Origin of the sequence: Pseudomonas sp. 43mfcvi1.1, assembly GCF_900115935.1 — a bacterium.
GTDB lineage: Bacteria > Pseudomonadota > Gammaproteobacteria > Pseudomonadales > Pseudomonadaceae > Aquipseudomonas > Aquipseudomonas bijieensis.
In genome coordinates this window covers 132,668-157,980 of sequence record NZ_UETT01000002.1, presented here as the reverse complement: position 1 = coordinate 157,980, position 25,313 = coordinate 132,668, and the positions used below count along the sequence as shown (strand labels likewise).

General features: G+C 57.1%; 24 protein-coding genes, 1 tRNA gene and 1 pseudogene. 16 read left to right on the top strand and 10 right to left on the bottom strand.

Annotation, left to right across the window (positions count from 1 at the left end):
• Nucleotides 1-65: 65 nt before the first annotated feature.
• The 3 genes from DTP52_RS04065 to DTP52_RS04055 are packed head-to-tail and all read left to right on the top strand — an operon-like array spanning nucleotide 66 to nucleotide 3,389.
• Nucleotides 66-671, top strand: coding sequence for a biliverdin-producing heme oxygenase (locus DTP52_RS04065; protein ID WP_109751971.1), 606 nt, complete (start codon nucleotides 66-68; stop codon nucleotides 669-671).
• Nucleotides 668-2,902 (top strand): ATP-binding protein, encoded by a 2,235-nt coding sequence (locus tag DTP52_RS04060; RefSeq protein WP_109751970.1) that lies wholly within the window; start codon nucleotides 668-670, stop codon nucleotides 2,900-2,902. The genes DTP52_RS04065 and DTP52_RS04060 overlap by 4 nt, the downstream gene beginning before the upstream one ends.
• A gap of 40 nt (nucleotides 2,903-2,942) precedes the next feature.
• Complete coding sequence (locus DTP52_RS04055) at nucleotides 2,943-3,389, top strand: hypothetical protein (RefSeq protein ID WP_109751969.1); 447 nt, start codon at nucleotides 2,943-2,945, stop codon at nucleotides 3,387-3,389.
• Nucleotides 3,390-3,398: 9 nt separating this feature from the next.
• Here DTP52_RS04055 and DTP52_RS04050 read toward each other — a convergent pair whose 3' ends face one another.
• Nucleotides 3,399-3,836, bottom strand: coding sequence for a carboxypeptidase regulatory-like domain-containing protein (locus tag DTP52_RS04050; RefSeq protein ID WP_109751968.1), 438 nt, complete (start codon nucleotides 3,834-3,836; stop codon nucleotides 3,399-3,401).
• Between the two features lie 379 nt (nucleotides 3,837-4,215).
• Between DTP52_RS04050 and DTP52_RS04045 the strand changes: the two genes are divergently transcribed.
• The 11 genes and pseudogenes from DTP52_RS04045 (at nucleotide 4,216) to DTP52_RS03990 (ending at nucleotide 16,342) form a co-directional block, all read left to right on the top strand.
• Nucleotides 4,216-4,989 (top strand): ABC transporter ATP-binding protein, encoded by a 774-nt coding sequence (locus DTP52_RS04045; protein ID WP_003196795.1) that lies wholly within the window; start codon nucleotides 4,216-4,218, stop codon nucleotides 4,987-4,989.
• 13 nt (nucleotides 4,990-5,002) lie between these two features.
• Nucleotides 5,003-5,752: an ABC transporter substrate-binding protein gene (locus DTP52_RS04040; protein ID WP_109751967.1), complete on the top strand. Its 750-nt coding sequence runs from the start codon at nucleotides 5,003-5,005 to the stop codon at nucleotides 5,750-5,752.
• 77 nt (nucleotides 5,753-5,829) lie between these two features.
• The gene (locus DTP52_RS04035; protein WP_109751966.1) at nucleotides 5,830-6,525 is read left to right on the top strand and encodes an ABC transporter permease; all 696 of its coding nucleotides are present in this window, start codon (nucleotides 5,830-5,832) and stop codon (nucleotides 6,523-6,525) included.
• Nucleotides 6,522-7,211: an ABC transporter permease gene (locus tag DTP52_RS04030; protein ID WP_109751965.1), complete on the top strand. Its 690-nt coding sequence runs from the start codon at nucleotides 6,522-6,524 to the stop codon at nucleotides 7,209-7,211. The genes DTP52_RS04035 and DTP52_RS04030 overlap by 4 nt, the downstream gene beginning before the upstream one ends.
• Entirely contained in the window at nucleotides 7,192-8,448 is a 1,257-nt protein-coding gene (locus tag DTP52_RS04025; protein WP_109751964.1) for a methyltransferase, read from the top strand. Before DTP52_RS04030 ends, DTP52_RS04025 begins: the two co-directional genes overlap by 20 nt.
• 310 nt (nucleotides 8,449-8,758) lie before the next feature.
• Nucleotides 8,759-9,583, top strand: a complete 825-nt coding sequence (locus tag DTP52_RS04020; RefSeq protein WP_109751963.1) for an FkbM family methyltransferase — start codon at nucleotides 8,759-8,761, stop codon at nucleotides 9,581-9,583.
• Between the two features lie 75 nt (nucleotides 9,584-9,658).
• Nucleotides 9,659-9,734 (top strand) — tRNA-Thr (locus DTP52_RS04015).
• A 172-nt stretch (nucleotides 9,735-9,906) separates the two neighbouring features.
• Nucleotides 9,907-11,218: pseudogene (locus DTP52_RS04010) on the top strand (tyrosine-type recombinase/integrase).
• A gap of 1,400 nt (nucleotides 11,219-12,618) precedes the next feature.
• Complete coding sequence (locus DTP52_RS04000; protein WP_109751962.1) at nucleotides 12,619-14,244, top strand: TIGR04141 family sporadically distributed protein; 1,626 nt, start codon at nucleotides 12,619-12,621, stop codon at nucleotides 14,242-14,244.
• Nucleotides 14,245-14,499: 255 nt separating this feature from the next.
• Nucleotides 14,500-15,414, top strand: coding sequence for an FRG domain-containing protein (locus DTP52_RS03995; protein ID WP_158285162.1), 915 nt, complete (start codon nucleotides 14,500-14,502; stop codon nucleotides 15,412-15,414).
• Nucleotides 15,415-16,063: 649 nt separating this feature from the next.
• Complete coding sequence (locus DTP52_RS03990; protein ID WP_109751961.1) at nucleotides 16,064-16,342, top strand: DUF3077 domain-containing protein; 279 nt, start codon at nucleotides 16,064-16,066, stop codon at nucleotides 16,340-16,342.
• 235 nt (nucleotides 16,343-16,577) lie between these two features.
• On the opposite strand, the gene DTP52_RS03985 is transcribed toward DTP52_RS03990, so the two are convergent.
• Together DTP52_RS03985 and DTP52_RS03980 are read right to left on the bottom strand one after the other, a co-directional pair.
• On the bottom strand, nucleotides 16,578-16,862 hold the full coding sequence (locus tag DTP52_RS03985) for a DNA-binding transcriptional regulator (RefSeq protein WP_178082461.1): 285 nt from the start codon (nucleotides 16,860-16,862) through the stop codon (nucleotides 16,578-16,580).
• A complete protein-coding gene (locus tag DTP52_RS03980) occupies nucleotides 16,852-17,169 on the bottom strand; it encodes a transcriptional regulator (RefSeq protein WP_109751960.1) in 318 nt (105 codons plus the stop codon). The genes DTP52_RS03985 and DTP52_RS03980 overlap by 11 nt, the downstream gene beginning before the upstream one ends.
• Nucleotides 17,170-17,429: 260 nt before the next feature.
• Here DTP52_RS03980 and DTP52_RS03975 point away from each other — a divergent pair, with 260 nt between their 5' ends.
• The gene (locus DTP52_RS03975) at nucleotides 17,430-19,037 is read left to right on the top strand and encodes a methyl-accepting chemotaxis protein (RefSeq protein ID WP_109751959.1); all 1,608 of its coding nucleotides are present in this window, start codon (nucleotides 17,430-17,432) and stop codon (nucleotides 19,035-19,037) included.
• 139 nt (nucleotides 19,038-19,176) lie between these two features.
• On the opposite strand, the gene DTP52_RS03970 is transcribed toward DTP52_RS03975, so the two are convergent.
• On the bottom strand, nucleotides 19,177-19,854 hold the full coding sequence (locus DTP52_RS03970) for an RES family NAD+ phosphorylase (RefSeq protein ID WP_109751958.1): 678 nt from the start codon (nucleotides 19,852-19,854) through the stop codon (nucleotides 19,177-19,179).
• Complete coding sequence (locus DTP52_RS03965) at nucleotides 19,854-20,264, bottom strand: MbcA/ParS/Xre antitoxin family protein (RefSeq protein ID WP_109751957.1); 411 nt, start codon at nucleotides 20,262-20,264, stop codon at nucleotides 19,854-19,856. The genes DTP52_RS03970 and DTP52_RS03965 overlap by 1 nt, the downstream gene beginning before the upstream one ends.
• A gap of 292 nt (nucleotides 20,265-20,556) precedes the next feature.
• Here DTP52_RS03965 and DTP52_RS03960 point away from each other — a divergent pair, with 292 nt between their 5' ends.
• A complete protein-coding gene (locus tag DTP52_RS03960) occupies nucleotides 20,557-21,483 on the top strand; it encodes a LysR family transcriptional regulator (protein ID WP_109751956.1) in 927 nt (308 codons plus the stop codon).
• Here DTP52_RS03960 and DTP52_RS03955 read toward each other — a convergent pair.
• The 5 genes from DTP52_RS03955 to DTP52_RS03935 all read right to left on the bottom strand — a co-directional run bounded on the left by DTP52_RS03955 (nucleotide 21,400) and on the right by DTP52_RS03935 (nucleotide 25,125).
• Nucleotides 21,400-21,717: an AzlD domain-containing protein gene (locus DTP52_RS03955; protein ID WP_109751955.1), complete on the bottom strand. Its 318-nt coding sequence runs from the start codon at nucleotides 21,715-21,717 to the stop codon at nucleotides 21,400-21,402. The genes DTP52_RS03960 and DTP52_RS03955 overlap by 84 nt on opposite strands.
• A complete protein-coding gene (locus tag DTP52_RS03950) occupies nucleotides 21,696-22,409 on the bottom strand; it encodes an AzlC family ABC transporter permease (RefSeq protein WP_109751954.1) in 714 nt (237 codons plus the stop codon). The genes DTP52_RS03955 and DTP52_RS03950 overlap by 22 nt, the downstream gene beginning before the upstream one ends.
• Nucleotides 22,406-22,843, bottom strand: coding sequence for a GNAT family N-acetyltransferase (locus DTP52_RS03945; RefSeq protein ID WP_176688789.1), 438 nt, complete (start codon nucleotides 22,841-22,843; stop codon nucleotides 22,406-22,408). Before DTP52_RS03945 ends, DTP52_RS03950 begins: the two co-directional genes overlap by 4 nt.
• 13 nt (nucleotides 22,844-22,856) lie before the next feature.
• Nucleotides 22,857-23,603, bottom strand: coding sequence for a 2OG-Fe dioxygenase family protein (locus DTP52_RS03940; protein ID WP_109751953.1), 747 nt, complete (start codon nucleotides 23,601-23,603; stop codon nucleotides 22,857-22,859).
• 235 nt (nucleotides 23,604-23,838) lie between these two features.
• A complete protein-coding gene (locus DTP52_RS03935; RefSeq protein ID WP_109751952.1) occupies nucleotides 23,839-25,125 on the bottom strand; it encodes an OprD family porin in 1,287 nt (428 codons plus the stop codon).
• Nucleotides 25,126-25,313 lie beyond the last annotated feature (188 nt).

Sequence of the window (25,313 nt, the reverse complement as noted above, 5' to 3'; positions counted from 1 at the left end):
AAAACCCATGTAAGATTGGTGCGCTTTTTTTCCAGCAACGCGTCAATCAAAGAGCGTCATCCTGCATGTCATCGGCCCCGCCCCACCCTTCTCTGATTCAGGCATTGCGGACCGAAACCGCTGAACTGCACGTCGCCCTGGAAAAACGCCTGCCGTTTTTCTCGCAACAGCTGGACCTGGATCTGTACCGACGCCTGATGGCGGCTTACTACGGTTTTTATCAGCCGCTGGAGCAACAGCTTCATGTGCTGGCGCTGATTCCAACCGGGCTGGACCAATCCCTGCGCATCAAACTGCCGGTATTGCGAGCCGACCTCAAGGCACTGGGCCTGGATGAAGCCGCTATCGAGGCATTGCCCACCTGCCAGGCGCTGCCACGAATCGACTCCCGAGCCGCCGCCCTCGGCGTTTCCTACGTGCTGGAAGGTGCGACCCTCGGCGGGCAGATCCTGCGGCGCAGGGTTGCCGAGCAGCTCGGCCTTGATGCCTCCAGCGGCGCGGCCTTTCTCAATGTGTATGGCGAACTCACCGGTCGACGCTGGAAGGATTTCCTTCAATACCTGGACGACAGGAACCTTGGCGAGGCCCAGGTGTTCGAAGTCACACGCGCCGCCAAGGCGACGTTCTCTCATTTTGAACACTGGCTGGACAGCCAAAAGGTACTGTTATGACCCCGGAAAACCAGGAAGCCTTCGACGAACTGCTGGCCAATTGCGCAGACGAACCGATTCGCTTTCCTGGGGCCATCCAGCCTCACGGCGTGTTGTTGATGCTGTCCGAGCCCGATTTCGTGATCCGTCAGGTCAGCGCCAACGCGTTGCAGTTGATGGGGCAAGATCCCCACAGGCTGTTGGGCCAGACACTCGACGCACTGCTGGGGCTGGAACAGGCCGAGGCGATCCTCATCGCCTGTCGCGCCGCCCCGGAAAGCGACAGCGTGCCCGTGGCCATTGTCGTGAACCAGCAGCGTTTTGATGCCCTGGTACATCGCCACCAGGGCGCCCTGATCGTCGAACTGGAACAGCACCTGAGCGACTATCGCCCCGAAGGCGTCAGCGGCGAGGCGAACATGGGGCGTATGCTGCAACGTCTGCAAAGTGCGAAAACCCTTCAGGCACTGTACGAAATCAGCGTGCGGGAAATCCAGGCCATGACCGGTTACGACCGGGTGCTGATCTACCGCTTTGAGGAAGAAGGCCACGGCCAGGTGATTGCCGAGGCCAGCGCGCCGTCGATGGAACTCTACAAAGGCCTGTTTTTCCCGGCGTCGGATATTCCCGAACAGGCCCGCGAGCTGTATCGCACCAACTGGCTGCGGATCATTCCCAATGCCGACTACGCGCCGGTACCGCTGGTCCCGGAACTGCGGCCCGACACCCAGGCGCCGCTGGACCTGAGTTTTGCCACGTTGCGCAGCGTCTCGCCGATCCACCGCCAATACATGAAAAACATGGGCGTGCTGTCCTCCATGAGCATCTCGCTGATGGAAGGCGAGCGCCTGTGGGGGCTGATCAGTTGCGGCAATCGCCAACCGCTGCTTGTTCCCCATGAAATGCGCATGGCCTGCCAGACCATCGGCCAGGTGCTGTCGTTGCAGATCAGCGCCATGCAGGCCCTGGAGCTGACCCGGCAGAGGGACGCCAAGCTGGAAGACCTCAAGGTCCTCGCCGCGGTCATGGCCGAGTCCAGCGATAACGTGTTCGACGGCCTGTCCAATGAGCCACAACGCCTCATGGACCTGACCGGGGCCAGCGGCGTCGCGATTTTCGAAGACAACAAGCTGCACCGCCACGGCCAATGCCCGGAACCGGAGCAGATCCGCGAGCTGCACAAATGGATTCTGGAAACCGACAAGCCGGTGTTCTCCCACCACAACCTGAGCAGCGTCTTCGCGCCTGCCCAGGCTTATCAGGACGTAGCGAGCGGGGTGCTGGCGATCCACCTGCCCAAGCCGGTGGAAAACGGTGTGCTGTGGTTCCGTCCCGAGGTGAAGCAAACCCTGCAATGGAGCGGTGACCCGCAAAAGCCCCTGGACCTGGAAAACAGCGAGACCGGCCTGCGCCTGCGACCCCGGACGTCTTTCGAGATCTGGAAAGTCGAAATGGCCGGCATCAGCACCAAATGGACCCATGGCGAACTGTTCGCCGCCAACGACCTGCGACGCTCGGCCCTGGAAAACGACCTGGCCCGCCAGGTACGCAAGGAGCGCCAAGCCGTGCAGGCGCGCGACGAACTGGTGGCCGTGGTGTCCCATGACCTGCGCAGCCCGATGACGGTCATTTCCATGCTCTGCGGCATGATGCAAAAGGCCTTCAGCTCCGACGGCTCCCACAGTTCCAAGCGAATTTCTTCCGCCATCGACACCATGCAACAGGCCACCAGCCGCATGAACACGCTGCTGGAAGACCTGCTCGACACCTCGCGCATCGACGCCGGACGCTACACCATCAATCCCCAGCCGATGGATGTCAGTCAGATCTTCGACGACGCCTGCTCGCTGCTGACGCCGCTGGCCACTGCCAAGGCCATCGACATGTCCTTCCATGCCGAACCCAACCTGAGGATCAGCGCCGATCCCGAGCGGTTGTTCCAGGTGCTGTCCAACCTGATTGGCAATGCCATCAAGTTCACGCCACAACAGGGCTCCGTGGGCATCAGCGCGATGTCTGTTGGCAACGAGATAGTATTCAGCGTGCGCGACACCGGTGAAGGTATTGCGCCAGAACAGCTGCCTCATGTTTTCGAGCGCTACTGGACGACCAAGGAAGGCAACCCCAACGGCACCGGATTGGGGTTGTACATTTCCAAGGGGATTGTCCTGGCCCATGGCGGTAAACTGCACGCCGAAAGCCAGCCAGGCCAGGGCAGCGAATTTCGCTTTACCGTGCCAAAAATCGACTGAACCGGGCGCCGCCCCCTAATGAATTGGAAACCGAAGCCCAATGGCCTCACTGAACAAACAGCAGAAACGCGCCAAGCGCGCCAAAGACAAAGCCAAGCAGATCCGCATGACCGGGCGCAAATCGATCCCGATGTATGGCGACCCGGCACACGCCACCGCCCAACCACCGGTCTACGTGCTGGAACTGTTCGCCAAGCTGCGCGAAGCCGAGGCCGTCAGCCGCAGTGAAATGCTCGATACGCTGCTCACGTCCCTGAGCGTAATGATCATCGAACGCCCAGGCCTGCTCGACCTGAAAAACGCCGAAAACGAAAGCATGGCAGCCACCAACCTGGCCGCCGACATGCTGGTGGACTACCGCATGTGGGTCGATGACATGGATCGCGAGACGGCCCAGCGCTGGCTCAGCACCCCGGAGTTCATCGAGGATTTCAGCCAAGCGCTGGACCGTTATCGCCAGTCCATGGAAGAGCCCGCCAGCGAGTAAGCCGGCTGGCTATTCGTCACCGTTCCAATGGAACACCAGGCTGCGTGGGGCGCCACTGCCTACCTGGGCGGTGTCGTGCCGCGCCTCGCCGTTGCGCGTCGCCACCACCGTGTATTTGCCCGGCGGCAACTGCACGTAAACCAGCGGTCCCGCGTCATCCAGCGTCAGCAGCGTTTGCCCCGACGCGTTCTGGACGGTGACATCCACATCCGGGATGTATTTGTTTTCCACGCCAATCGCGAATGTCATGTGCAGGTTATAGCCCTGGGCCTGGCCGATGGCGTGGGCTTCATCCTCGCCGATACCGCCGGATAGATAGGTGATGCCGTTCTGCTGTAACGGTTGGACTTGCACGCCTGCGCTGTCTATTGGAGCCAGGTTGGTGGCGTTGGGCGTGATGGGAAATAGCAGTGCACCGATGGCGATAAGACAGTAAAGGAACTTCATGGCGGCAACTCCTGGTTCTGGGAAAGCCATCTCATTTGATGGATTCAGGACCATTCCGGTTTAGATCGATTGGAAGTTGGGCCGACTGCGGATTGGAATAGCACGCTCATCCGGTTAACCCTTCCAACCCCCGCCCAAAGCTGGCACCATCGCGCCTTTTTTTACGCGACTCCCCGGACTTTTCACCGGTAAACAAGGTTCAAACGGCCGTTCGGTTGTTGATGGCGCGACAGACTGCTGTGCCGATGCGACAACCTGCCGCACATCACCGGTTTACCGCCCGTAGCGCTGTTGGCTGCCATTCGGACGCATGCTAGCTTGGCCGCCTCGCCAAGGAAGGCCGCCAACAGCAAGGGAGCACACATCATGAGGACCGCACATGGCCCAGGCCACGCCCGCGCTTGAAATCCGCAACCTGCACAAACGCTACGGACAGCTGGAGGTGCTCAAGGGCGTCTCGCTGACCGCCCGCGACGGCGATGTGATCTCGATCCTGGGTTCCTCCGGATCCGGCAAGTCCACGTTCCTGCGCTGCATCAACCTGCTGGAAAACCCCAACCAGGGCCAAATTCTGGTGGCCGGTGAAGAACTCAAGCTCAAGGCAGCGAAAAACGGTGAACTGGTGGCCGCCGACGGCAAGCAGATCAACCGCATGCGCAGCGAGATCGGGTTTGTGTTTCAAAACTTTAACCTTTGGCCGCACATGAGCGTGCTCGATAACATCATCGAAGCCCCGCGCCGAGTGCTTGGCCAAAGCAAGGCCGAAGCCGTCGAAGTTGCCGAAGCCCTGCTGGCCAAGGTCGGCATCGCCGACAAGCGCCATGCCTACCCGGCCGAACTGTCCGGCGGCCAGCAGCAACGCGCCGCCATCGCCCGCACCTTGGCCATGCAGCCCAAGGTGATCCTGTTCGACGAACCCACTTCCGCCCTTGACCCGGAAATGGTCCAGGAAGTACTTAGTGTGATCCGCGCCTTGGCCGAAGAGGGCCGCACCATGCTGTTGGTGACCCACGAAATGGGGTTCGCCCGTCAGGTTTCCAGCGAAGTCGTGTTCCTTCATCAAGGCCTGGTCGAAGAGCAAGGATCGCCACAGCAGGTCTTCGAGAACCCGCTTTCGGCGCGCTGCAAACAATTCATGTCCAGCAACCGCTAACGGAGCAGTACACATGCAGACCTACAAGAAATTCCTCCTGGCCGCAGCGGCCAGCCTGGTTTTCTCGGCCAGCGCCATGGCGGCCGACAAACTGAAGATGGGCATCGAGGCGGCCTATCCGCCGTTCAACAACAAGGACGCCAGCGGCCAGGTCGTGGGGTTCGATAAAGACATCGGCGACGCCCTGTGCGCCAAGATGAAAGTTGAGTGCGAAGTAATCACTTCCGACTGGGACGGCATCATCCCGGCCCTGAACGCCAAGAAGTTCGACTTCCTGATTTCTTCACTGTCAGTCAACGAAGAACGCAAGCAGGCCGTGGACTTCACCGACCCGTACTACTCCAACAAACTGCAATTCATCGCACCGAAAAACGTCGATTTCAAAATCGATAAAGCGTCTCTCCAAGGTAAGGTCATCGGGGCACAGCGCTCCACGCTCGCCGGCACCTGGATGGAAGACAACATGGAAGGCGTCGAGCTGAAACTCTACGACACCCAGGAAAACGCCTACCTGGACCTGACCTCCGGCCGTCTCGACGGGATCCTGGCAGACAAATACGTGAACTACGACTGGCTGAAAACCGACGCTGGCCGTGCTTACGAATTCAAAGGTGACCCGGTGGTAGAGGGCGACAAGATCGCCATCGCCGTGCGCAAGGGCGATCCACTGCGTGACCGACTGAACGCAGCACTGAAAGAAATTGTTGCTGACGGCACCTATAAAAAGATCAACGACAAGTACTTCCCGTTCAGCATCTATTGATGCCGACGCGCCTGGCCGACGCTGCTCCTGGCAGCGCCGGCCCTTAGCAAAGCCTGCCGCGATATGAATTCTTACCCATGATGATCGATCTCTACGGATTCGGCCCGGCGCTCGCCGCTGGCGCGCTGATGACCGTCAAGTTGGCGCTCACGGCCCTCTGCCTGGGGCTGGTGCTCGGCTTGCTCGGTGCCCTGGCCAAGACCTCGCCATACAAGCCGCTGCAATGGCTTGGTGGCACTTATTCAACACTGGTTCGCGGCATCCCGGAATTACTCTGGGTGCTATTGATCTATTTCGGCACCGTTAACCTGATGCGTGCCTTGGGTGAGTACTTCGGCAATCCCGACCTTGCCCTCAACGCCTTCGCCGCCGGGGTCATTGCCCTAGGCCTGTGCTTTGGCGCCTACGCCACGGAAGTGTTTCGCGGCGCGATCCTGGCGATTCCCAAGGGCCACCGCGAGGCCGGCGTCGCCCTGGGCCTGTCGAAGTGGCGGATCTTCACCCGGTTGATCATGCCGCAGATGTGGCGCATCGCCCTGCCCGGCCTGGGCAACCTGTTCATGATCCTGATGAAGGACACCGCGCTGGTCTCGGTGATCGGCCTGGAAGAAATCATGCGTCATGCGCAAATCGGCGTGACCGTGTCCAAGCAACCGTTCACCTTCTATATGGTCGCAGCCTTCATGTACCTGGGCCTGACGGTGTTCGCCATGATCGGCATGCACTTGCTGGAACGACGCGCCGCCCGTGGCTTTACCAGGAGCACCCAATGAACTGGGACGTCATCATCAAGTGGCTGCCGAAGCTGGCCCAGGGCGCCACGTTGACCCTGGAGCTGGTAGCCATCGCCGTCATCGCCGGACTGCTGCTGGCGATTCCACTGGGCATCGCCCGCTCTTCGCGCCTGTGGTACGTACGGGCGTTGCCCTACGCCTACATCTTCTTTTTCCGTGGCACGCCGCTGTTGGTCCAGCTGTTTTTGGTCTACTACGGCCTGGCACAGTTCGATGCCGTGCGTAGCAGCGCGCTGTGGCCGTACCTGCGGGATCCGTTCTGGTGCGCCACGGTCACCATGACCCTGCACACCGCCGCCTACATCGCCGAAATCCTGCGCGGCGCCATCCAGGCCATCCCAAAGGGCGAGATCGAAGCCGCGCGGGCCCTGGGCATGTCCCGACCCAAGGCGTTGTTCTACATCATGCTGCCCCGTGCTGCGCGCATCGGCCTGCCGGCCTACAGCAACGAAGTGATCCTGATGCTCAAGGCCAGCGCCCTGGCGAGTACCGTGACCCTGCTGGAACTCACCGGCATGGCCCGCACCATCATTGCCCGGACCTACCTGCCGGTGGAGATTTTTTTCGCCGCCGGCATGTTCTATCTGCTGATGTCCTTTTTCCTGGTGCAAGGCTTCAAGCAGCTGGAGCGCTGGTTGCGCGTCGATGCCTGCCAGGGGCGCTGACAGCAGCGGCGTGCTGACGGGCGAGGCATTGCTCGCCCGCTTCACGGCGCTGGACGCTTTTCTCACGGCGCACCAAGTGCTGTGGAAGCCGCGTCCGTTCACCTATCTGCAACTGCCTTGGGAAACGTCCCACCCGGAATTGGCCCGATGGCTACGCCAGCGTTCGCTGGAAGCTGCGGAAAACGACCATCATCAGCCGTGGTTGATGGAAGGCGCACCAGCGCCCTTCCCGGAATTGGCCGCAATCTCCCGCGCATTGAGCGCTGTCGCAGAATTGCCCGCCAGCACGCTCGAAGCGCCAAGCCATCGCCTGAACGTCGACGTGCCCGGGCGCAAATGGCAGCAGATCGAAGCCTTCGCCAGCCGTCTGCACTTCACCACCCAGCCGACCCACTGGCTGGATTGGTGCGCCGGCAAAGGCCATCTCGGTCGACGCCTGCTGCACGACAAACAGCAACTGACCTGCCTGGAATACGACCCTGCACTGGTCGCCAGCGGCCAACAACTGAGCCTGCGCCATCGCCTGCCCGCCACGCACCTGCAACAAGACGTGCTAGCGGCGGACGCCACCCAGGCGCTCCACCCCGAACACACCCCCGTGGCCCTGCACGCCTGCGGAGACCTGCATGTTCGCTTGATGCACCTGGCCAGCGCCGTTGGCTGTGCACAACTGGCTATCGCGCCGTGCTGTTACAACCGCATCAACACCGAACGCTATCAAGCGCTATCCGACGCCGCCAAGGGCTCTGCCCTACAGCTGTCGCTCGACGATCTCAGCCTGCCCCTGAGCGAAACCGTCACCGCTGGCGCGCGCGTCAGAAGACAACGGGACCACTCCATGGCCTGGCGCCTGGGCTTCGATTTGCTGCAACGGCAAATCAGAGGGTGCGACGACTATCTGCCCACGCCGTCACTGCCCACCGTTTGGTTGGAAAAGTCCTTCGCCCAATACTGCATCGATCTGGCATCTCTGAAAGACTTATCCATAGTCGGCACGCCTGATTGGGCCGCCTTGGAAGCAGCGGGCCATCAGCGCTTGGCCGAAGTGCGCAATCTGGAGTTGCTGCGAGGCCTGTTCCGGCGACCACTGGAGCTTTGGCTGGTGCTGGACCGAGCGCTTTTCCTTACCCAAGAAGGCTACGACGTGCGCCTTGGCACCTTCTGCGATACGCCGCTGACGCCACGCAATCTGATGTTGTTGGCAGAACGTTACGACGCCGAAACAGCCTGTGGATAACTCTGTTGATGAAATAAACCTGGATCCAAGAAATCCGCGATTTCCTGACCGAATCAAGGCTGGTCATTTTTTGTTCACATGGATAAAAAACCGTGAAAACAGGCATTTGCGACGAAACGCGAAAGCGGTCACAAAATCGCAAGATGCCCTTCGCCTCCACCTGCCCGTTGTGCATAAGCGCCCAAGCAAAACGACATAACCGCCGAATTCAGTGCTGCCCCGCGCCAGTAATTGCGTCCACCGCGCCCGTGCTATACAACAGCCCAACGTATCGTGATTGACACAATGCCGACACACTCAAGGACTGGCCGTGACGTTCATTTCCTACGCACAAAACTTCGAAGACATACGCCTGTGGCGCGCCCTTCAATCGGTGGAAAACGGCTTTTACCTCGACGTCGGCGCCAACCATCCGACAGATGATTCGGTCACCCGAGCGTTTTACGACCGCGGCTGGCGCGGCATCAATATCGAACCGGTGCCGGCCTACTATGATGCCCTCTGCCAACAACGCCCCCACGACATCAACCTGCAATGCGTGGCCGGCGAAAACGCCGAAAGCCTGACCTTCTACACCATCGCCGACACCGGCTTATCCACAGTGGAAGCCAGCGTCGCCCAGCAACACCGCGACGCCGGCATGGACGTGCGCAACCAGACCGTCCAGTCCCGCACACTGGCCTCCATCTGCGAGCAATACGCCCAGGACCGCCCCATCCACTTCCTGAAAATCGACGTCGAAGGCCACGAAGAAACCGTGCTGCGCGGCATGGACTTCAGCCGCTGGCGCCCCTGGATCATCCTCATCGAAACCCCATGGGCCCGCGACCAGACCTGGGAAAACCTGGTGACCGACGCCGGCTACCAATCCATCCTGTTCGACGGCATCAACACTTACTACCTCGCCGAAGAACACCTGGCCCTCAAGCCCGCCTTCGACATCCCCCCGTGCAACCTCGACGGCTTCCAACTCTGCAAAGGCCACAAATTCAGCCACCCCCTGAGCGACACCGACCAACAACTCAGCGCCGCCCTGCAACGCGCCGAACAGGCCGAAGCCCAGCTCCACGCCATCCAAAACAGCCGCACCTGGCGAGCCCTGAACAAACTGCGCACGCTGCTGCACCGCGCCTAAGCCGGACCTGCGCAAAAATAGTCAGAATTCAGGGGTTTACAGAACGCACCCAATCGCTATAATCGTCGCCCACACGCCGGTATAGCTCAGTTGGTAGAGCAACTGACTTGTAATCAGTAGGTCCCGGGTTCGACTCCTGGTGCCGGCACCATACAAGGTTCCATAGAAGGCTTTCAAAATCTCTGGAACCCCCGAAAAACCCGCCTTCTGGCGGGTTTTTTCGTTTTGGGGTTCCATCGGTTTCCGTCAGAAACTGGTGGATTCCAACCGTTTTAAGGGTAGAGTTTGGGATACAGGTCACTTCGATAAAAGGGAGTACCCTTATGTCGCGCACCACAGCTCCGCTCTCCGACGCAGCTTGCCGCTTGGCAAAACCTACAGACAGCGCCTACAAGCTTTTCGACGGCAATGGCCTCTACCTCCTAGTCCAGCCCAATGGCCGCAAAGGCTGGCGGCTCCGCTACGTCAAACCTGACGGACGCGAAGGACTGACCTCGTTCGGCAACTACCCCGTCATTGGCCTCGCCGATGCGCGCAACAAGCGCCTGGAGGTCAAGCGGATGCTGGCGAAAGGCATCGACCCCATATAGACCAAACACCAAGCCAAGACGCAGGCCGCAATCAAAGGCCGAACCTTTGAAAGCGCCGCACTGGACTGGCACAAAGCGATGTCTGCCAAATGATGCCAAGACCGTCCTGAGCCGTCTCAAAACCCATGTCTTCCCGCTGATCGGCGCTCGCTCTATTGTCGATCTGGACACCCATGACCTGATGCAACCTCTGGAAGCGATCCAGAAACGCGGCACGATTGACGTCGCTTTAAGGGTACAAAACTACCTGCAAAGCATCATGCGCGAGGCGAAACGTGCTCGACAGATCGCGGCAAACCCTGCCTCCGACCTTGAAGGTTTGATCAAAGCTCCGAGGGTGATTCACCGCCCTGCTTTACCCTTATCGCGTCTGCCTGAATTGCAGGAACGTATCGACACCTACAAAGGCCGCGCACTTACCCGGCTGACGGTCATGCTCTCGCTGCATGTGTTCGTACGCTCCAGCGAACTGCGATTCGCCCGCTGGAGCGAATTCGACCTTAAACGCGGCACCTGGGAGATACCGGACACTCGACCCGCGTTGGACGGAGTACCTTTTTCAACAAGGGGTACGAAGATGGCCGGGGACATCCACCTTGTGCCCTTATCGCCGCAAGCCGTGGCCCTGCTTGAACAGATCCACGCCCTCACCGGCGAATTCGACCTGGTGTTTGCAGGCGATGCCAAGCCCTGGAAACCCATGTCTGAAAACACAGTGAACAGCGCGCTCAGAAAGATGGGCTACGACACCAAAGCCGAAATTTGCGGGCATGGGTTTCGGTCGATGGCTTGTAGCGCGCTGATTGAATCAGGACTGTGGTCCGAGACCGCTATTGAAAGGCAGATGAGCCACAAGGAACGCAATAACGTCCGCGCCGCATACATCCACAAGGCCGAGTTCATTGAAGAGCGCAAGCTGATCATGAACTGGTGGAGCCGGTATCTGGAGGCCAACCGGCAGGAGCATGTCACTCCACACGAATTCGCCAACCAGACCGGAGCGAACGTCACTCGCCTAAAAGCAAAACGTGGCGCAACCGAGTAAGCGCTCGGTCTTCAAATCTCAGTGATCCGCTTGTCCACGCGGGTCCATCCAAGCAGGGCTGCAAAGCCGCCCTGTTTGGATGGACCTCACTTAAAAAATCTAAAGCCCACGCAACTGTCTGTGGAAAACCACTGATTTCCATTAGTGGATAATTTCATCCACAGCCGCAGAACTCCCGAAAATTCGAGCCTTGACCCGAATTCTCCACAGGCGTAGAAAAGGTCGGGCAAAGCGCTGTCGCTGACAGCAACCCAGGTAGCCAGAACCTTTGAGGCTACGCCACACGGTGGTGGTTCTCCCAAAGTGCGATTAGCGTCTGGCGGCTCGCACGGTCACAACGATGTGATGGATGCCTACTTTTACCAGTGTGCCCACTGCGGCAACTGACCCCCCCTTTCCTAGCTGCCCTGCAGCGACCTATCCGCTTGGCCATTTCCTTGCGCCAACCTGCGCCCGTCTCTTTCTCCCGGAAAGAGACGGGCGCTCCTACCGCTGCTGCAGCCCAACTCGTACAAGGCTTTGCGGCATTCCCCCTCGTGACAATCGGCGTGACAAACACCGATGTCACCAGCAATAGCGCTGCCGATGATGGTGCCGCAGACCAGGGAATGGACTGCACCTGACTGACAGTCAGGCATGCCCCGGTCATCACATCGCTGCCTTCACCCGGCTCAGGATCTCGCGGCGCTGGTCTCGTCAGCCAATGCTGCCTCCACCCGCCCACCGGTATCGGTGCTCAGGAGGCCAGATCATGATATGCCCTCGCTCCCGGTCGTACGGAGCCGCCAGTCCCGCGTAGAGGACATTCCCCACAGGTCGCAGGGGCCTTGATCCCTGATAACACTCAACATTCTTGGCGGGATGACGTGGGGACTACTCTAGATATAATTGCTAAAGGCTATCTCTAATAGCGTTGATTGAACGTCACGGTGAATTTGTGATGGGCAGCTGTGCCGTCCCGAGAACACTGTCCCCGTGACTGTTAATTTTCGCAATCAATTCAGTCGGACCCACTGCAGGCTGGAAAATGGATATGAGGTCCGGCCAAGCTGGCTGGCCAGTGGTCAACCCTGGTCTTGATACGAAGGTCCGCCAACCCACCTTGGAAATCCTTATATTTCAAATAGTTAATTAAATTAGTGACTTTTTTGAGATGACACTCGACGCCTTGAGTGCAAGGAAACTACTTCCTTCCACAACCTCATAAAACAACAGCATGCGAAGACGCCACCATAATTTTTAAGTCGACAGGCCGAGTTACCAATTAGTCATTACCGTCACAGGCTACCGCTACCATTGGTCGGTGTGCTGACTAAACATGGGTTGTCAAAGCTAGCAGATTGAAGCAATATCAATGAATAAAGGCTAATAGCCACTACCTTAAGTTTAGGGAAGAAGCGATGCCAGGGAAAAAATATCGCCACCTCAATATTTTCTTGAAAAAACCCGAAGTCACCTACAGTGGCTTTGCTGATCTTCTCGCTGCGGACAAAGACGTAGTGGCATATGAGACCGCCTCAAGCCTTGACCTTAATGGCGTGTTATACGTAAAGCGTGCAACTGAAAAAAAGCCAAATTGGTCAGATATAGCTGACGAAATTGCTGGACAAACCGTTACGGATATCGGTAACAAATCCAGTTCAGCGGTTCTGTTCATAAGGGTTGATAATGATGTATTTGCAATAGCTTTCGGTTATGGCAGACACTTAATAGATCTATCATTTTTTGTCCAAGATTTTGGACTTAAAACAGCACTAAATACTCTTGATCATGAAAGCCTTCGAAGTGTTGACATACATACCCTTGACGATCAGCCTGTGCAGAAAAAGTCACAAGCCACGCGAGATTCTGAAATAAGTGTTTTTGGCATCGATATTTCTAAAGACATTTTGCGAGCGGTCACAGGCACTCCAAAAATTGGCGTCGAATTTAAGAATATATCGGGTGGTGACGCTATGTTTTCTTTCGGTATAGAAATGGAGATAGACGATCTAACCGATATAGCCAGGACGCTGAAAGCTCAATATCAAAAAAATGACTACAAAGCTAACTTCCTGTGGGTTGACAACGTCAGAAAACTCAAGGAAAAGTCTCGAATAGATCATTTCGATGCTATTCTATTGGCAGCCATTAAAGCTCGCGACTCAAATATAGTTTTAACTTTGCCCGAAATTGAAAAGTGGGATTCAATCGCGGGGTTCAGCTTTACACGCACAAAATCCAATCAAACGCCTACAATTTCCACTGACCTATACTTGGCTAATATCGACGCCACTAAGGTCTCTATCGAATCAATTAAACGGGACCAGCTACACATTTTTGACATACACGAGAATGAGTTTAGCCACTCGATTTACAAATGCATATACTACGAAGTCTCTGAAGCAAACAAAACCACCATAATTTTTGGTGGCACATGGTATGAAATTGACAACTCGTTCATGGGAAGAACAAATGCAAGCTTGGCGCAGATCGCCGTTTCACCTCTTCGATTCCCGCAAATACATACATGGGAAGAAAGCAATAAATCCAAAATCGAAGCAGAGGGCGACTATAACATCAGAGCGGCTCAAGCGCATAGCTATTACTTACTAGATAAAAGACTTATTAAAAGTAACAAATCAACAAGCTCCGTTGAGCTATGCGACCTGCTTACATCAGCAAAACAGTTTATCCATGTAAAGCATCGAAAAGGTGGTTCAGCCGGATTGAGTCATCTTTTTGCTCAAGGCAGTGTCGCTGCAGAAATATTGCTCGGAGACCGTGACTTTAGAAAATCAGCCAGAAAAGTTCTTGGCACGTTCGGCAATGCCGCTCGAGACCTCGTACCAATTGATAATTTTAAGAGTTCGGATTACGAGGTAGTATTTTTAATACTTGGAGATGAGCCAACCACGGTAAAAGATAACTTACCTTTTTTTAGCAAGGTAAATTTAGTGCGCGCCTACGACAATCTTTCTCAGCGTGGTTATACCGTATCTATTTCAGCCGCATCAAAAATAGAAAGACCTCGGGCTAACCCATAACTTATAAGTAAGACTTTGCACCTCATCAATGTTAATTAGGATAGCTTTAGAAAATGTAGTAAAAGTGCAGCAAAAGGGACAGATCTATTTTTCGGCGCTGGTTGATGTGCCATTAAATAAATCTGCCCCCTTTTTCCGTCCTTTAAAAATGCAGAATCAATTCACCATAGCAAGTAGAAGATACCACTTTACAATCTAAGGATTTTACGAGACATAGGGATGGGGACTTGTACTCATTCCCCAAAAGGAGCCTACGTGATACACGAAGTAAAATTTGAAACAGCAAGTCAGTTTTTTGATTTCATCTCCCCATGGGGAGATGACCCCATGCTAGATGGGTTTATTTTTAGAGGACACTCCAAGGAATCCTATGAACTAACGCCTACCGCATTGAGATTACAAACAAACTCGCAGCTGTGGAGCATGTCAGGACTTGGCAGACCGGAGGACCAATGGGATTGGCAGAGCTGGCAGATTAAAGCAGAGTATCATTTATTACGCGCATTTTATAGACTTGCTGACCAGAGAGGACTTGATGTTCCAGCCTCTATCAGAGTCCGGCAAAACTTAGCTCAAGAGTTCGATACTGTTGACTTAATTGGGCACCATCAGCAAGATGTTTGGCTACCACCAGACCTACATGAGACTGCTGCACTGGCCCAGCACTATGGAGTACCGACAAGGCTTCTGGACTGGACTTACGATATCTACGTCTCTGCTTACTTCGCATTCAGAGGTGCCATTGGGCTTGACGGAAACCTTGCAATATGGGCGTTAAACAAAGAATATCTATCTTTTCTGAAGCCTACCGTGAACAGGGTAAACGTTGAATTCATTACCCCTCACTACTCTCAAAACCCAAACCTAAATGCACAGAAAGGTTTGTTCACTTTGTGGCCTATCGTCAGAGACTCGACTCTTAACGAAGTACAAAGAATGTCTACGGGTGCGGGAGCTTTGCTTACGGACAGACGACCATTAGATAAACTGATATTCGAGAACTTTGAAGAAGAGGCAGGCTTCCCTATTTTCAAGAAATTCATAATACCCTGCTCAGAGGCCAAGGCCGCCTGCAAAATATTGGATAAGCTTGGGTATGACTCTTCAAGAATATTTCCTGGATATGATGGGGTAGCGGCACAGCTAACTGAGCGCCATAAGTACTCATAAATTATGAGCACCCCGACTGAGTTCGGTTTTTTTTGACGGCCTGTCTTGCCCATAGGCCCCAGGGGATAGTTTTAGGGATAAATCATCATCACGACTAAAATTAAAACCATCTAAATCATATACTTATGCGGCCATTCGACTCCTGGTGCCGCACCATGCAAAACAAAGCCCTCGCAGAAATGCGAGGGCTTTGTTTTGCATGGGATGTTCATTTTTCGCTCACACCCTGAAAAGCCTGGGAACGAGCTTGCTCGCGAGCACACAATCTCTAACCCCGCCAGCATCGCGCCACGATTGTGACCTCCCCAATCGCCCGCTACTCTCCAACTGTCGCTGCCAATTCAGCGACCGGGCCTGAGAACCCGAGTAAGATGCAGGCGCTACAGCGCCCGAACCACGTTTTGCGGCGTTTTTTTATGTCCGTATTCCGTGCAATGGCGGCTGTGCGTGGGAGACCTTCGGGTCTGCCGGGTTCCTGTATCTCCGGTTTCTCAGCCTGCGCACAGCTGCCACCCATTCGCCTGAGAACGAACGTGGCAGCTCTCATTTGATATGGGAGTTTATCGATGCACGCCATGGATCTGCTGCAATCTCGCTTTATCGCTTTGCTAGTCACCGCCCGCCGCCAATTGGTAAAAGGAGGTGCGCAATGACCCATCCCAAAGACCTCAAAACCCCAGGCCTAACCCCCTTCTCCTACCACGCCGACCGCCCGCTATTCCGCGTCAACAGCGGCATCCCCATTAGCGAAGCCCTGTCCCATGCCTCCGACCTGCTCCACGTCGCCAAGGTCCTGGCCGAGGACGCGGCGATGATTCGCGGTACGGATCGGTATGCCTGGGCGTCGTGTTATTTGCAGGATATGAGCAAGGCCGTCATCGATGATGTGGTGAAGGTGCTGGAGGCGCCGGGGAGTAATCCTGCTTAAGAGCTACTGGTGCAATGCTGCTCACTGAGCGGGGCAGCATTGGGCTGTAATCTGTACTTACGACGTGCGAACGGGGGCAGGTTAAAGAAAGGCTGCTTCGCAGCCCAGCGGGAGCACGCTCCCTCGCCACGGGGGTTACGGAGTAGTTCCGGGGCAGACCACGATGACAGGCTGCAATGAGTAGACAGGCACTAAATTAATCTGCCCCGTTTTCCGTCTATAAATTGTCAGGAGGTCAAACCACCTGTAAATCACGTAGGGCTTCAGGATGCTGAGTCGCGACTCTCAACAACGTCTGCGCAGCTCCTGTTGGTTGACGACGCCCCTGTTCCCAGTCTTGCAGAGTGCGCAAACTGACTCCGAGCAATTTGGCGAATGCATTTTGAGAGACCCCCACTTTGGCTCGCGCTTGGGCGGCAGCCGATAAAGGTACTTCTGTTATACGAGCCGCCTTGCCAGCTTTCATTTGACGTACAGAATCCAACAAGTCTTGCTGGAACTGCTCCAGTTCATTGACCATTGCGGATTTCCTCCTTCAGTTGCTTGAGGAAGGCTGCGGGTAAATTGTCGAATTTCGCCTTGGTGTAGGCGATCAGCAACCAAATAGAGCCTTCGGCAAGCGTGTTGTAATAAATGACACGTGTGCCACCTCGTTTGCCCATTCCGCTACGGGACCAACGGACCTTTCGCAAACCTCCGCTGCCAGGAACGACATCACCGATCAGCGGATTGGCCGCCAGCCAAGTAATGAACTCCTGACGTTCGCCATCGTCCCAGATGGACTGCGCATAACGTTTGAAAATTTCAGTTTCGATAATCGTGTACATGTGTCGGACTATACGGCCTTGCCGTATAGTCCGACAAGACGCGTTTGTCTGATGGGAGCCTTCCTAGCTGTACGTCCATCGTCTCTCCACGACTTTGCGCTCACTCCAGCGGGAGCAAGCCCCTCGCCACGAGCTTGCAGCGAATTCATCAAATCATTCCCCCCGCCGATAGCCTCAGATAAGAGCATCGCCTGACCCAAGGCTCGGCCGGCACTCGACTACACTTTCCCAGAATTCCTCCGCTCCAGGAGCAGTAAGCGATGAAGATCCGCACCAAGGTCATAGGCTCGGGGTTGGTCAGTCTTTCTTTTGCGCTGTTGCTTGGCGGTATCGGGCTGTGGGGTTATCACTCCATGACCGAGGCCCTGGTGCAGAACGAGACCAGTATTTCGGCCATGCGCAAGCACATGGAGGCGGACATGATGCATGACGCCATTCGGGCCGATGTGTTGGCCGCTTTGCTGGTGACACAGGGGGATGCCCAGGCGGCCAAGGAGGTGACGGAGGCATTCGATGAGCATACGCAGCGCATGCGCAAGGTCATCGCCGAAAACGCCGAGGCCAAGTTGCCGGCGGATGTCGCCAAGGCGATTGCCGAGCTCAAGCCACAAGTCGAAACCTACATCGACAAAGCCAAGCAAATCATTGGCAAGGCACTCAGTGGTGCCCAGGACGGCCATGCGCTGCGGGCGGAGTTCGACGGGGCGTTTTCGGCTCTGGAAGAGCGCAACGAGGCGGTGAGCGAGCTGATCGAAAACCAGGCGCAGACATCCCGCGAGCATCAGGACGGCAGCATTCAAAGCTCGGAGCGCTGGCTGATCGCGACCTTGCTGGCCACTTGCGTGGCGCTGGCGCTGTTGTCGTGGAGCCTGCTCAAGGCCGTGCTCACACCGCTGAACAAGATCATCCTCAACACCCAGGCAATTTCCCAGGGGGATTTGCAGCGCTCGATGGGCGCGCAAAGCAAGGATGAGCTGGGTCAGTTGCAAGGTGTGATCGAGCAGATGCAGACCAATCTGCGGCAGATGATCGCCACGATTCGCGGCCAGAGCGATGAGTTACACGGCACCTCCCGCAATCTGGGCGATACGGCGCGGCAGATCGTGTCCAGTGCCGATCAACAGGCCCAGAGCGCGACCAGCATGGCGGCCAGCATGGAGCAGATGATGGCGAACATCAGCCAGATCCATCAGCACGCCGACAGCGCCCGGACGATTTCGGCGCAGTCCGAACAACTGGCGAGCAGCGGTGGCCAGGTGATTCTCGGGGTGGTGGAAGGCATGAACCGGATCGCCGAGGTGGTCAACCAGTCGTCCAGCAAGATCACGGCGCTGGATGCATCGTCCGAGGACATTCATTCCATCATCCAGGTGATCAAGAGCATCGCCGAACAGACCAATCTGCTGGCCCTCAACGCCGCCATCGAAGCCGCCCGCGCCGGTGAGGCGGGCCGTGGTTTCGCGGTGGTGGCCGATGAAGTACGTAACCTGGCGGCGCGCACGACCCAGTCGACCCAGGAAATCACCGCGATGATCGAGCGCATCCAGTCCAGCGCCCGGGATGCGGTGGCGAACATGCAGGCTTGCGTCAGCCGCGTGGACGAAGGCGTCAACCTGGCCCAGCAGGCCGGGGTGTCCATCAGCGAAATCCGCACTGGCGCCCGGCATGCCGCCGAAGTGGTAGAGGAAATTTCCCAGACCATTGCCGAGCAATCCAAGGCCAGTGACGAGATGGCCCAGCGGGTGGAGTCGATTGCCGAGCAGTCCCGCGAGAACACCCGCTCGATTCACACCCTGACGCAAACGGCGGATCAATTGAACAATGCGGCGGGATCGATGCAGGCTTCGGTGCAGCAGTTCAAGATTTGATCAATCGCCACTTTATGGCGAGGGAGCTTGCTTCCACGGGGCTGCACAGCAGCCTCTGGTTTCAATAATCGCCAATTATTGAAAATTATGGCTGGGCAATAATTATTGCCCAGCCATAAAATACCCTAAAAGCCCTGGCTCACACCTGACTCACCTCAAACACAAACGAAATCTCCCGCTTCTGGGCGCTCCAGACGTACCGAATATGCTTGCCCTGCACCGGAATCGATACCGCCGGTGGGCGAAACGCCGCCACGCATTCGTGGCCGGGCAGGCGCACGCTGTTGTACAGCAGCCCCCACGACAAGGTTTCCCGCAGTTGCCGGGCGAACACTTGGGACGGGCCGTAGGCAGTAGGGTCCGGGTCGTGAAGGTGGGGGTAGTCGTGGCGGATGTCGTGCAAGGGTTTGACGACCTTGTTGACGTAGGTGCGCATGGTCAACTCCAGGTCTGGCTCGTTGGTCGCGCCGAGGAATCGTGCCTGGTGGTAGCAGGTTTCAGCGATGGCGGCTTCCTGGCTGCTGGCGGCGTAGTAGACACCGAAGGTGCCGTCGCTGAAGCGGCTGCTTTTGCCGATGTGGGTAAACGCCGCCATCACCGGCGAGGAACCGGGCCCCGAAACGCGGTCCTCGGGGCGGACCCGGGACAGCACGCCAGCCTGTTCCATCAGCCGGTCATTGGTCAGCGCCTCCAGAGCGTAGGCCGTGGGCAGGTCTTCAGGGTCGAGTACGTCTTCAAACAGCGAAATCGGTGGGAAGCTGCTGTTGACGATCCGATAGGCCCGTTTCCATTGCGGGTCCGCCAAGGGTGGCATCATCAACCGCGCACTCCGTCGAGATATCGCCGCACATCGGCGATGTCCACCACCCGCCCGGTCAGCATGTAGGACAGCGCCGACTGGCCGTTGAACGGTGCCGCGGTATTCGGGCTGCTGACCCACTGATAGGCTCGGTCCCGGCTATTGCTGAAGATGATGCTCAGCGCCTTGTGAATCCCCATGAGGTAAGAGATACGCTCCAGCGTATCGCGAGGCAGCTTCACGTTTTCCGGCAACTGTTTGTATTTGTAGAAGGTCGTGTTTCCCACCTTGCCCAGCAATATGCGCTGCTGCTCGACACTGCAGCCCCAGAGCTCCATGAGGTTGAAGAAAAACTTCAACGCGACTCGACCCGCACCCGGGGAGTCCAGTTGTTGCTGTGCATTGAGGTTGATGGAGGGAGTCGCCATGGGTCTAGGCTCCTTTGTCGCGGGGTGGTGCTTAGAGGATAGTACAGATATGGATTATTTTTAAGTTTTTATTCGCAAGTGAATTAAAGCGTTCCCCGCCGACCGATCCTGCCAGCATCGACTGGGCAAAATCCCTAAATCCCGCATAAGCTCCAACCATCGCCTGCCGGCGCTTTTCGGCACAAAATCGCGACAAGCGTGGCAAGGTGCATGATGATAGCCAGCATGCACTGCCTGGCCCGGACCAGGTGCACAACAATAGCGAGCCCACTTAAGCAGAGGGCATTACCTCATGGATAGCAGAACCCTACGCAACCTCATGCGCATCGTGCAGACCGGCTCCTTGTCGGCAGCGGCCGAACATTCGTGCCTCACGGTGCAGGCGTTGGCGGCGCAGTTGAACAAGGTCGAGGAACAGTTCGGTTTCCGGTTGTTCCGGCGCTCGAACAAAGGCCTGACCTTGACGAGCCAGGGCTCGGAACTGACCCCCTTCATGGATCAGGTGCTGGTTGCCACCCGACAGTTGGAGGAGAAAGTCGCGGCGCTCAAGACACCGCGACAGCGCACGCTCAGAGTGGCACTCAATACCACCCTGCCAGCGGAATTCAACCGGCGGATGATCGACCGGTTGATCGCTGTGTTTCCCCAGTATCAGCTGGAATTCAGCTATGCCGAGTCGATGGAGAACCTGAGCAAGCTCAGGAATGAAGATTTTGACCTGGCGATCCTGATCGGGCAGCAACAGGGCGGTTTTTCCAGCATCACCATGCCGGATGTGCAGGTGCAGGTGGTCGGCGCCCATTGCGGCGACGAAGACGACTCCCTTGGCTTGCTCGGTGACAAGTTTCAGGTGCGTCCGGCAGAAGAATGCCCGTATTCCCAAAGCTTCCTGCGTTTTCTCGACGCAGGCCTGGGTGAGTACGGGTCGAGCCAGCGAATGGTGTACTCCTGCAGTGAAACACTGACGTTGTCGTTGATCACCCAGCTCGACGGCCTGGGGCTGGTGTCCCGGGAAGCGGCGCTGCGCAATGGCTTGGCGATTTTCCCGGACTTCGAGGATTTCCTTGAAGTCCGCCTGGCGGTGAACAATCCGGAGTTGTCGGGCCAGGCGCTGCACGATGTGGTGGACCTGACGCTACAGGAACGAACCGAGCGCGATGTACGCCGCCGTGCCCACCGCCACGCTGAGAAACAGGTTGCGGCTGAAATACGCACATAACAACGTCGGAATCGCTGCATAAAACTCAGGGCGGTCGAGTTGTATCTGCTGATCCTTGATCAACAAGGGGGTCAGGCTGATGGCAGCGACGATCGCCACTGGCAGGTATTCCAAGGCTCGGGCAACGAAGGGCGGCCAGTGCTCGGTATTGACCTGCAATGGCAAGGCGCGTGGCAGGAAAGTCACGGCCATCATCAGGGCCACGACCAGGATCAGGAACGTTTGGTCAGGCATACGCCCACCCCGCAGCCAACGAACGTGGCGATGAAGACGTTGAACGGCGAGCTGCCCAGCAGGCTCAGCCCCCCCATGCAGACGACAGCCGCCAGGGCAGCGATCAGTTTGTTGCGGGTGTTACACAACGAAACCAGCACGTAGAGCATCATCGCGGTCAGGGCATAGTCGAGCTTGTACTTGATGAGGTGCGCCGCGTACTGCGCGCAAACGGCCCCCAGCAAGCCGCCGAGCACCCAGGAGGTGTGGCAGAACAGGTTGAAGCCGACCAGGTAGCGCACGCTGACCGGTGCCCCACTGCCAAGCTTGACGCTATGGAACGCGAACGACTCGTCCGTCAGCCCAGCCGCGTAACACCAGCGCTCGAAACGGCTGAGCCCCAATGCACGCAGGGCCTTGGCCATGTAGACCGACATCAACATGTGCCGGGCATTGATCAGGAACGTGGTAAGCACGATGGTGGTCAGCGACGCACCGCTGGAAATCAACGCCAGCGCGGCGAATTGCGAAGCGCCCGCGTAAACGAACAGGCACATCGCTACTGGCAACCACAGGGGCAGCCCGGCGTTGACCGCCATCAGACCGAACACAAACGAAACCGTGAAATAACCCGCTACCACCGGACTGGCTTCAGCGAAGGTACGCGAGGCTTGTGGTTCGACCGCCAGCGGCTGGCTGGAAGTCTTGTTCATAAATCCCTCTCGAAGGTGATTTCACCCCGAGGCTCACAGAACCCCTGGGCAGCCCAGAAGCGCTTGCCGGCCAGATTAGCATCGTCGACGAAAAGGAACATGCGCAGCACGCCGACCCGTTTCATGTCGGCCGAGGCCGCCTCCACCAGGCGCTGGCCCAGGCCTCGGGTACGATGTGCCGGACTGACGGCCAGGTGATTGATCGTGCCGCGGGTGCCGAGCATGCCCCCAATCACAGCACCGACCACTTCACCACTGGCATCGACCGCCAGGTAGGCGGTGGTGGTGTCCTGCAACAACACCCCCCGCAAAAATCGAGCATCCTGCCATTCGCAGAACGACACTTCGTTGAATCCGCGAAAAAACTGCTCCAGTCGTTCCGCGTCCCTGACCTGGGCCCGGCGCAACAGGACCTGCTGCACCGAATCGTCCATGGGTTCGAGCCGTTCAGCGAACAATGTCGAAAGCGGTCCCGGGCCGCGAGAAGGAAATGGCCAGGATTTGCCGGAACGCCATTTCATGGGCGTGAACATTGCGGGCCGGCGTCACGTAATGGCGCATATCGCGATCGAGGAAGAACGTGGTGTCGAGGATGTCCTCGTAGGTAATCGCCGCCAACTGTTCTTCCTGGGCGGTGTACAAACGGCTTTCGGCGCCCGCCACATTATGGCGGCCCCAGAAGTGCACGCCGCTGAACGGATACCCGTCGCAGTGGATTCCTTCGGGTGTGATTTCCAGCTGTTTACCTGGCTTGATCTCGATGCGGATCTGGTGGATCTGGCACTGCCAGATTTCATCGTGCAGTTCCTGCGGCAGGACGTTCTTGTAGACCTCGAAGTCCGTGTCGATCAGGCTGCGCATCACCGGCGAGTTGATCACTTCGTTGGAAAAGTCCTGGAAGTGCCGCTCCAGGCCGCCGACATAGCTGTTGTTAGCCTTGGACTGGATGTAGGCCCGGTGTTCGAGCTGCGTGAGCTCACGAGTCGTCGGGTTGTATTCGAAGTCGCTGTAGCGGCGAAAACGCATGCCTGACTCGGCCTGGCCGTAGTAGCTGTCGGGTTCCATGTTTTCCCAGCTTTTGGTCAGCCGGACAAAATCGCCGAAATGACCGTAGAGGTTGAAGTCCCCACCGCGAACGTTGACGTATTTGTCACGTCTTAGCGCTTCGCCCACTTCCCTGTTCAGAACGATCATTTTTCATAGGTCTCCACTGCATTGAGCGGCCTAATCTAGTAGGTGCAGGATTTACGTCCATGAGAAAGTATTTGAGGCACTTCAAGCCGTGCTTGAAACGGCGGTTGAAGTTTCATTAGTACGACTTTTCCTCGGGGAAACGCGCGTTTTTTGCGACTTTTCTGGCGTCAAAAGGTAAAAAACCCCCGAGTTGACGTCGGGGGTTTCTATCAGGCGCTTGTCACGCAATCAGGCATCAGAAGACATTGATCGGGTAATCCACGAACACTCGCAGCTCGTTGCCGCTGACGTTGTACTCGCTCGACTTCTGCGACACACGCAGCACGGAACTGCGCAACCTGACGCTCAAGTCCTTGGCCGGACCACCTTGGACCACGTACTTGAACTGGTTGAAGATCTCGCGCTCGGTGCCGCCTTCGCTGGTGGAGGTGGTGATGTTATCGCCACGCACGTAAGCGACGTTATAGGTCAGGCCCGGTACGCCGAAGGTGGTGAAATCCAGGCCATAGCCCAACTGCCAGCTGCGCTCGTCTTCAGCGTTGAAGTCGGACCAGTAGGAGTTGGCCAGGTAGATCGTGTTACCACCATCACCCACGCGATTCTGCCCGCGCTGATAACCGCCGTAGGCGTAACCCAGGTTGCTGTCGCCGGTGCTGCGCTGGTGGGCGAGGGTGAAGCTGTGCGGGCCCGTGGCGAAGGTGGCAGCCAGGCTCCAGATCTTGTTGTCGTCGCCGGTGACGTTGTTTTCGCGAACGTAGCTGTTGTCCAGCTTGGTGCGATAACCGTTGAAGTCCAGGGTCAGGGACTGATCCTTGGCCAGCGGGAACACATAGTTGGCGTTCACGTATTGCTTCTTCAATACGTCCTCGACATCCGAGGCGTAGAGCGAAGCCTTGAACTGCTCGGTGAACTGATAGCTGCCGCCCAATACGTTGATCGACTTCAGGCCACCGCTGTCACGGCCTTCGGCGCTCTTGCGCGATTCGGCGGTAAAACGGCCGGCATTCAGTTCCAGGCCTTTGATCTCCTTGGAAGTGATCAGCGTGCCGGTGTAGCTTTCCGGCAGCAGGCGCGAATTGTCATAGCTCAGCACCGGCAGGGCCGGCATCTGGTCACCGTAGGCCAGCACGGTATTGGAGACGCGGAACTTGACCGCTGCACCGAACTTGGAGAGGTCATCGGCGGCGTTGCCGCTGTCGCCTTGCTTGAAGAAGTCGATGCCTTGGGCACCGCTACGCCCCTTGCCGCCGTCCAGACGCAACGCGTACAGGCCGAAGGCATCTACACCCACGCCCACCGTGCCCTGGGTGAAACCGGACGAGAAGGTACCGATGGCCGCCTGGCCCCACTCGGCCTTGTCCTCGTTGCCATCTTTGTAGTCGCGATTGATATAAGCGTTGCGCAACAGCACTTTCAAGCTGCTGTCTTCAACGAACCCCTTGGACTCAGCCTGGTCATTGGCCATGGCGTGTGTCGTGCTCAAGATCCCCAGTGCGATCAAACTAATGCGCTTGTTCAACATGATTATTTTCCTTGTACGGGTTGATACGCACTGCGGCGGGCAGCCGAAATGGCGCTTTTTGCGCTCTTTTTCGGACTCTTGCTCCTGAAATAATGAAAAGGCCCGCCCACGAGTGATCGTGTCGGGCCTTTTTATTATTTAAGAGTCATGGCTGTTAGCCACAGGCGTGGGCGAATCCTAGTCGCGCG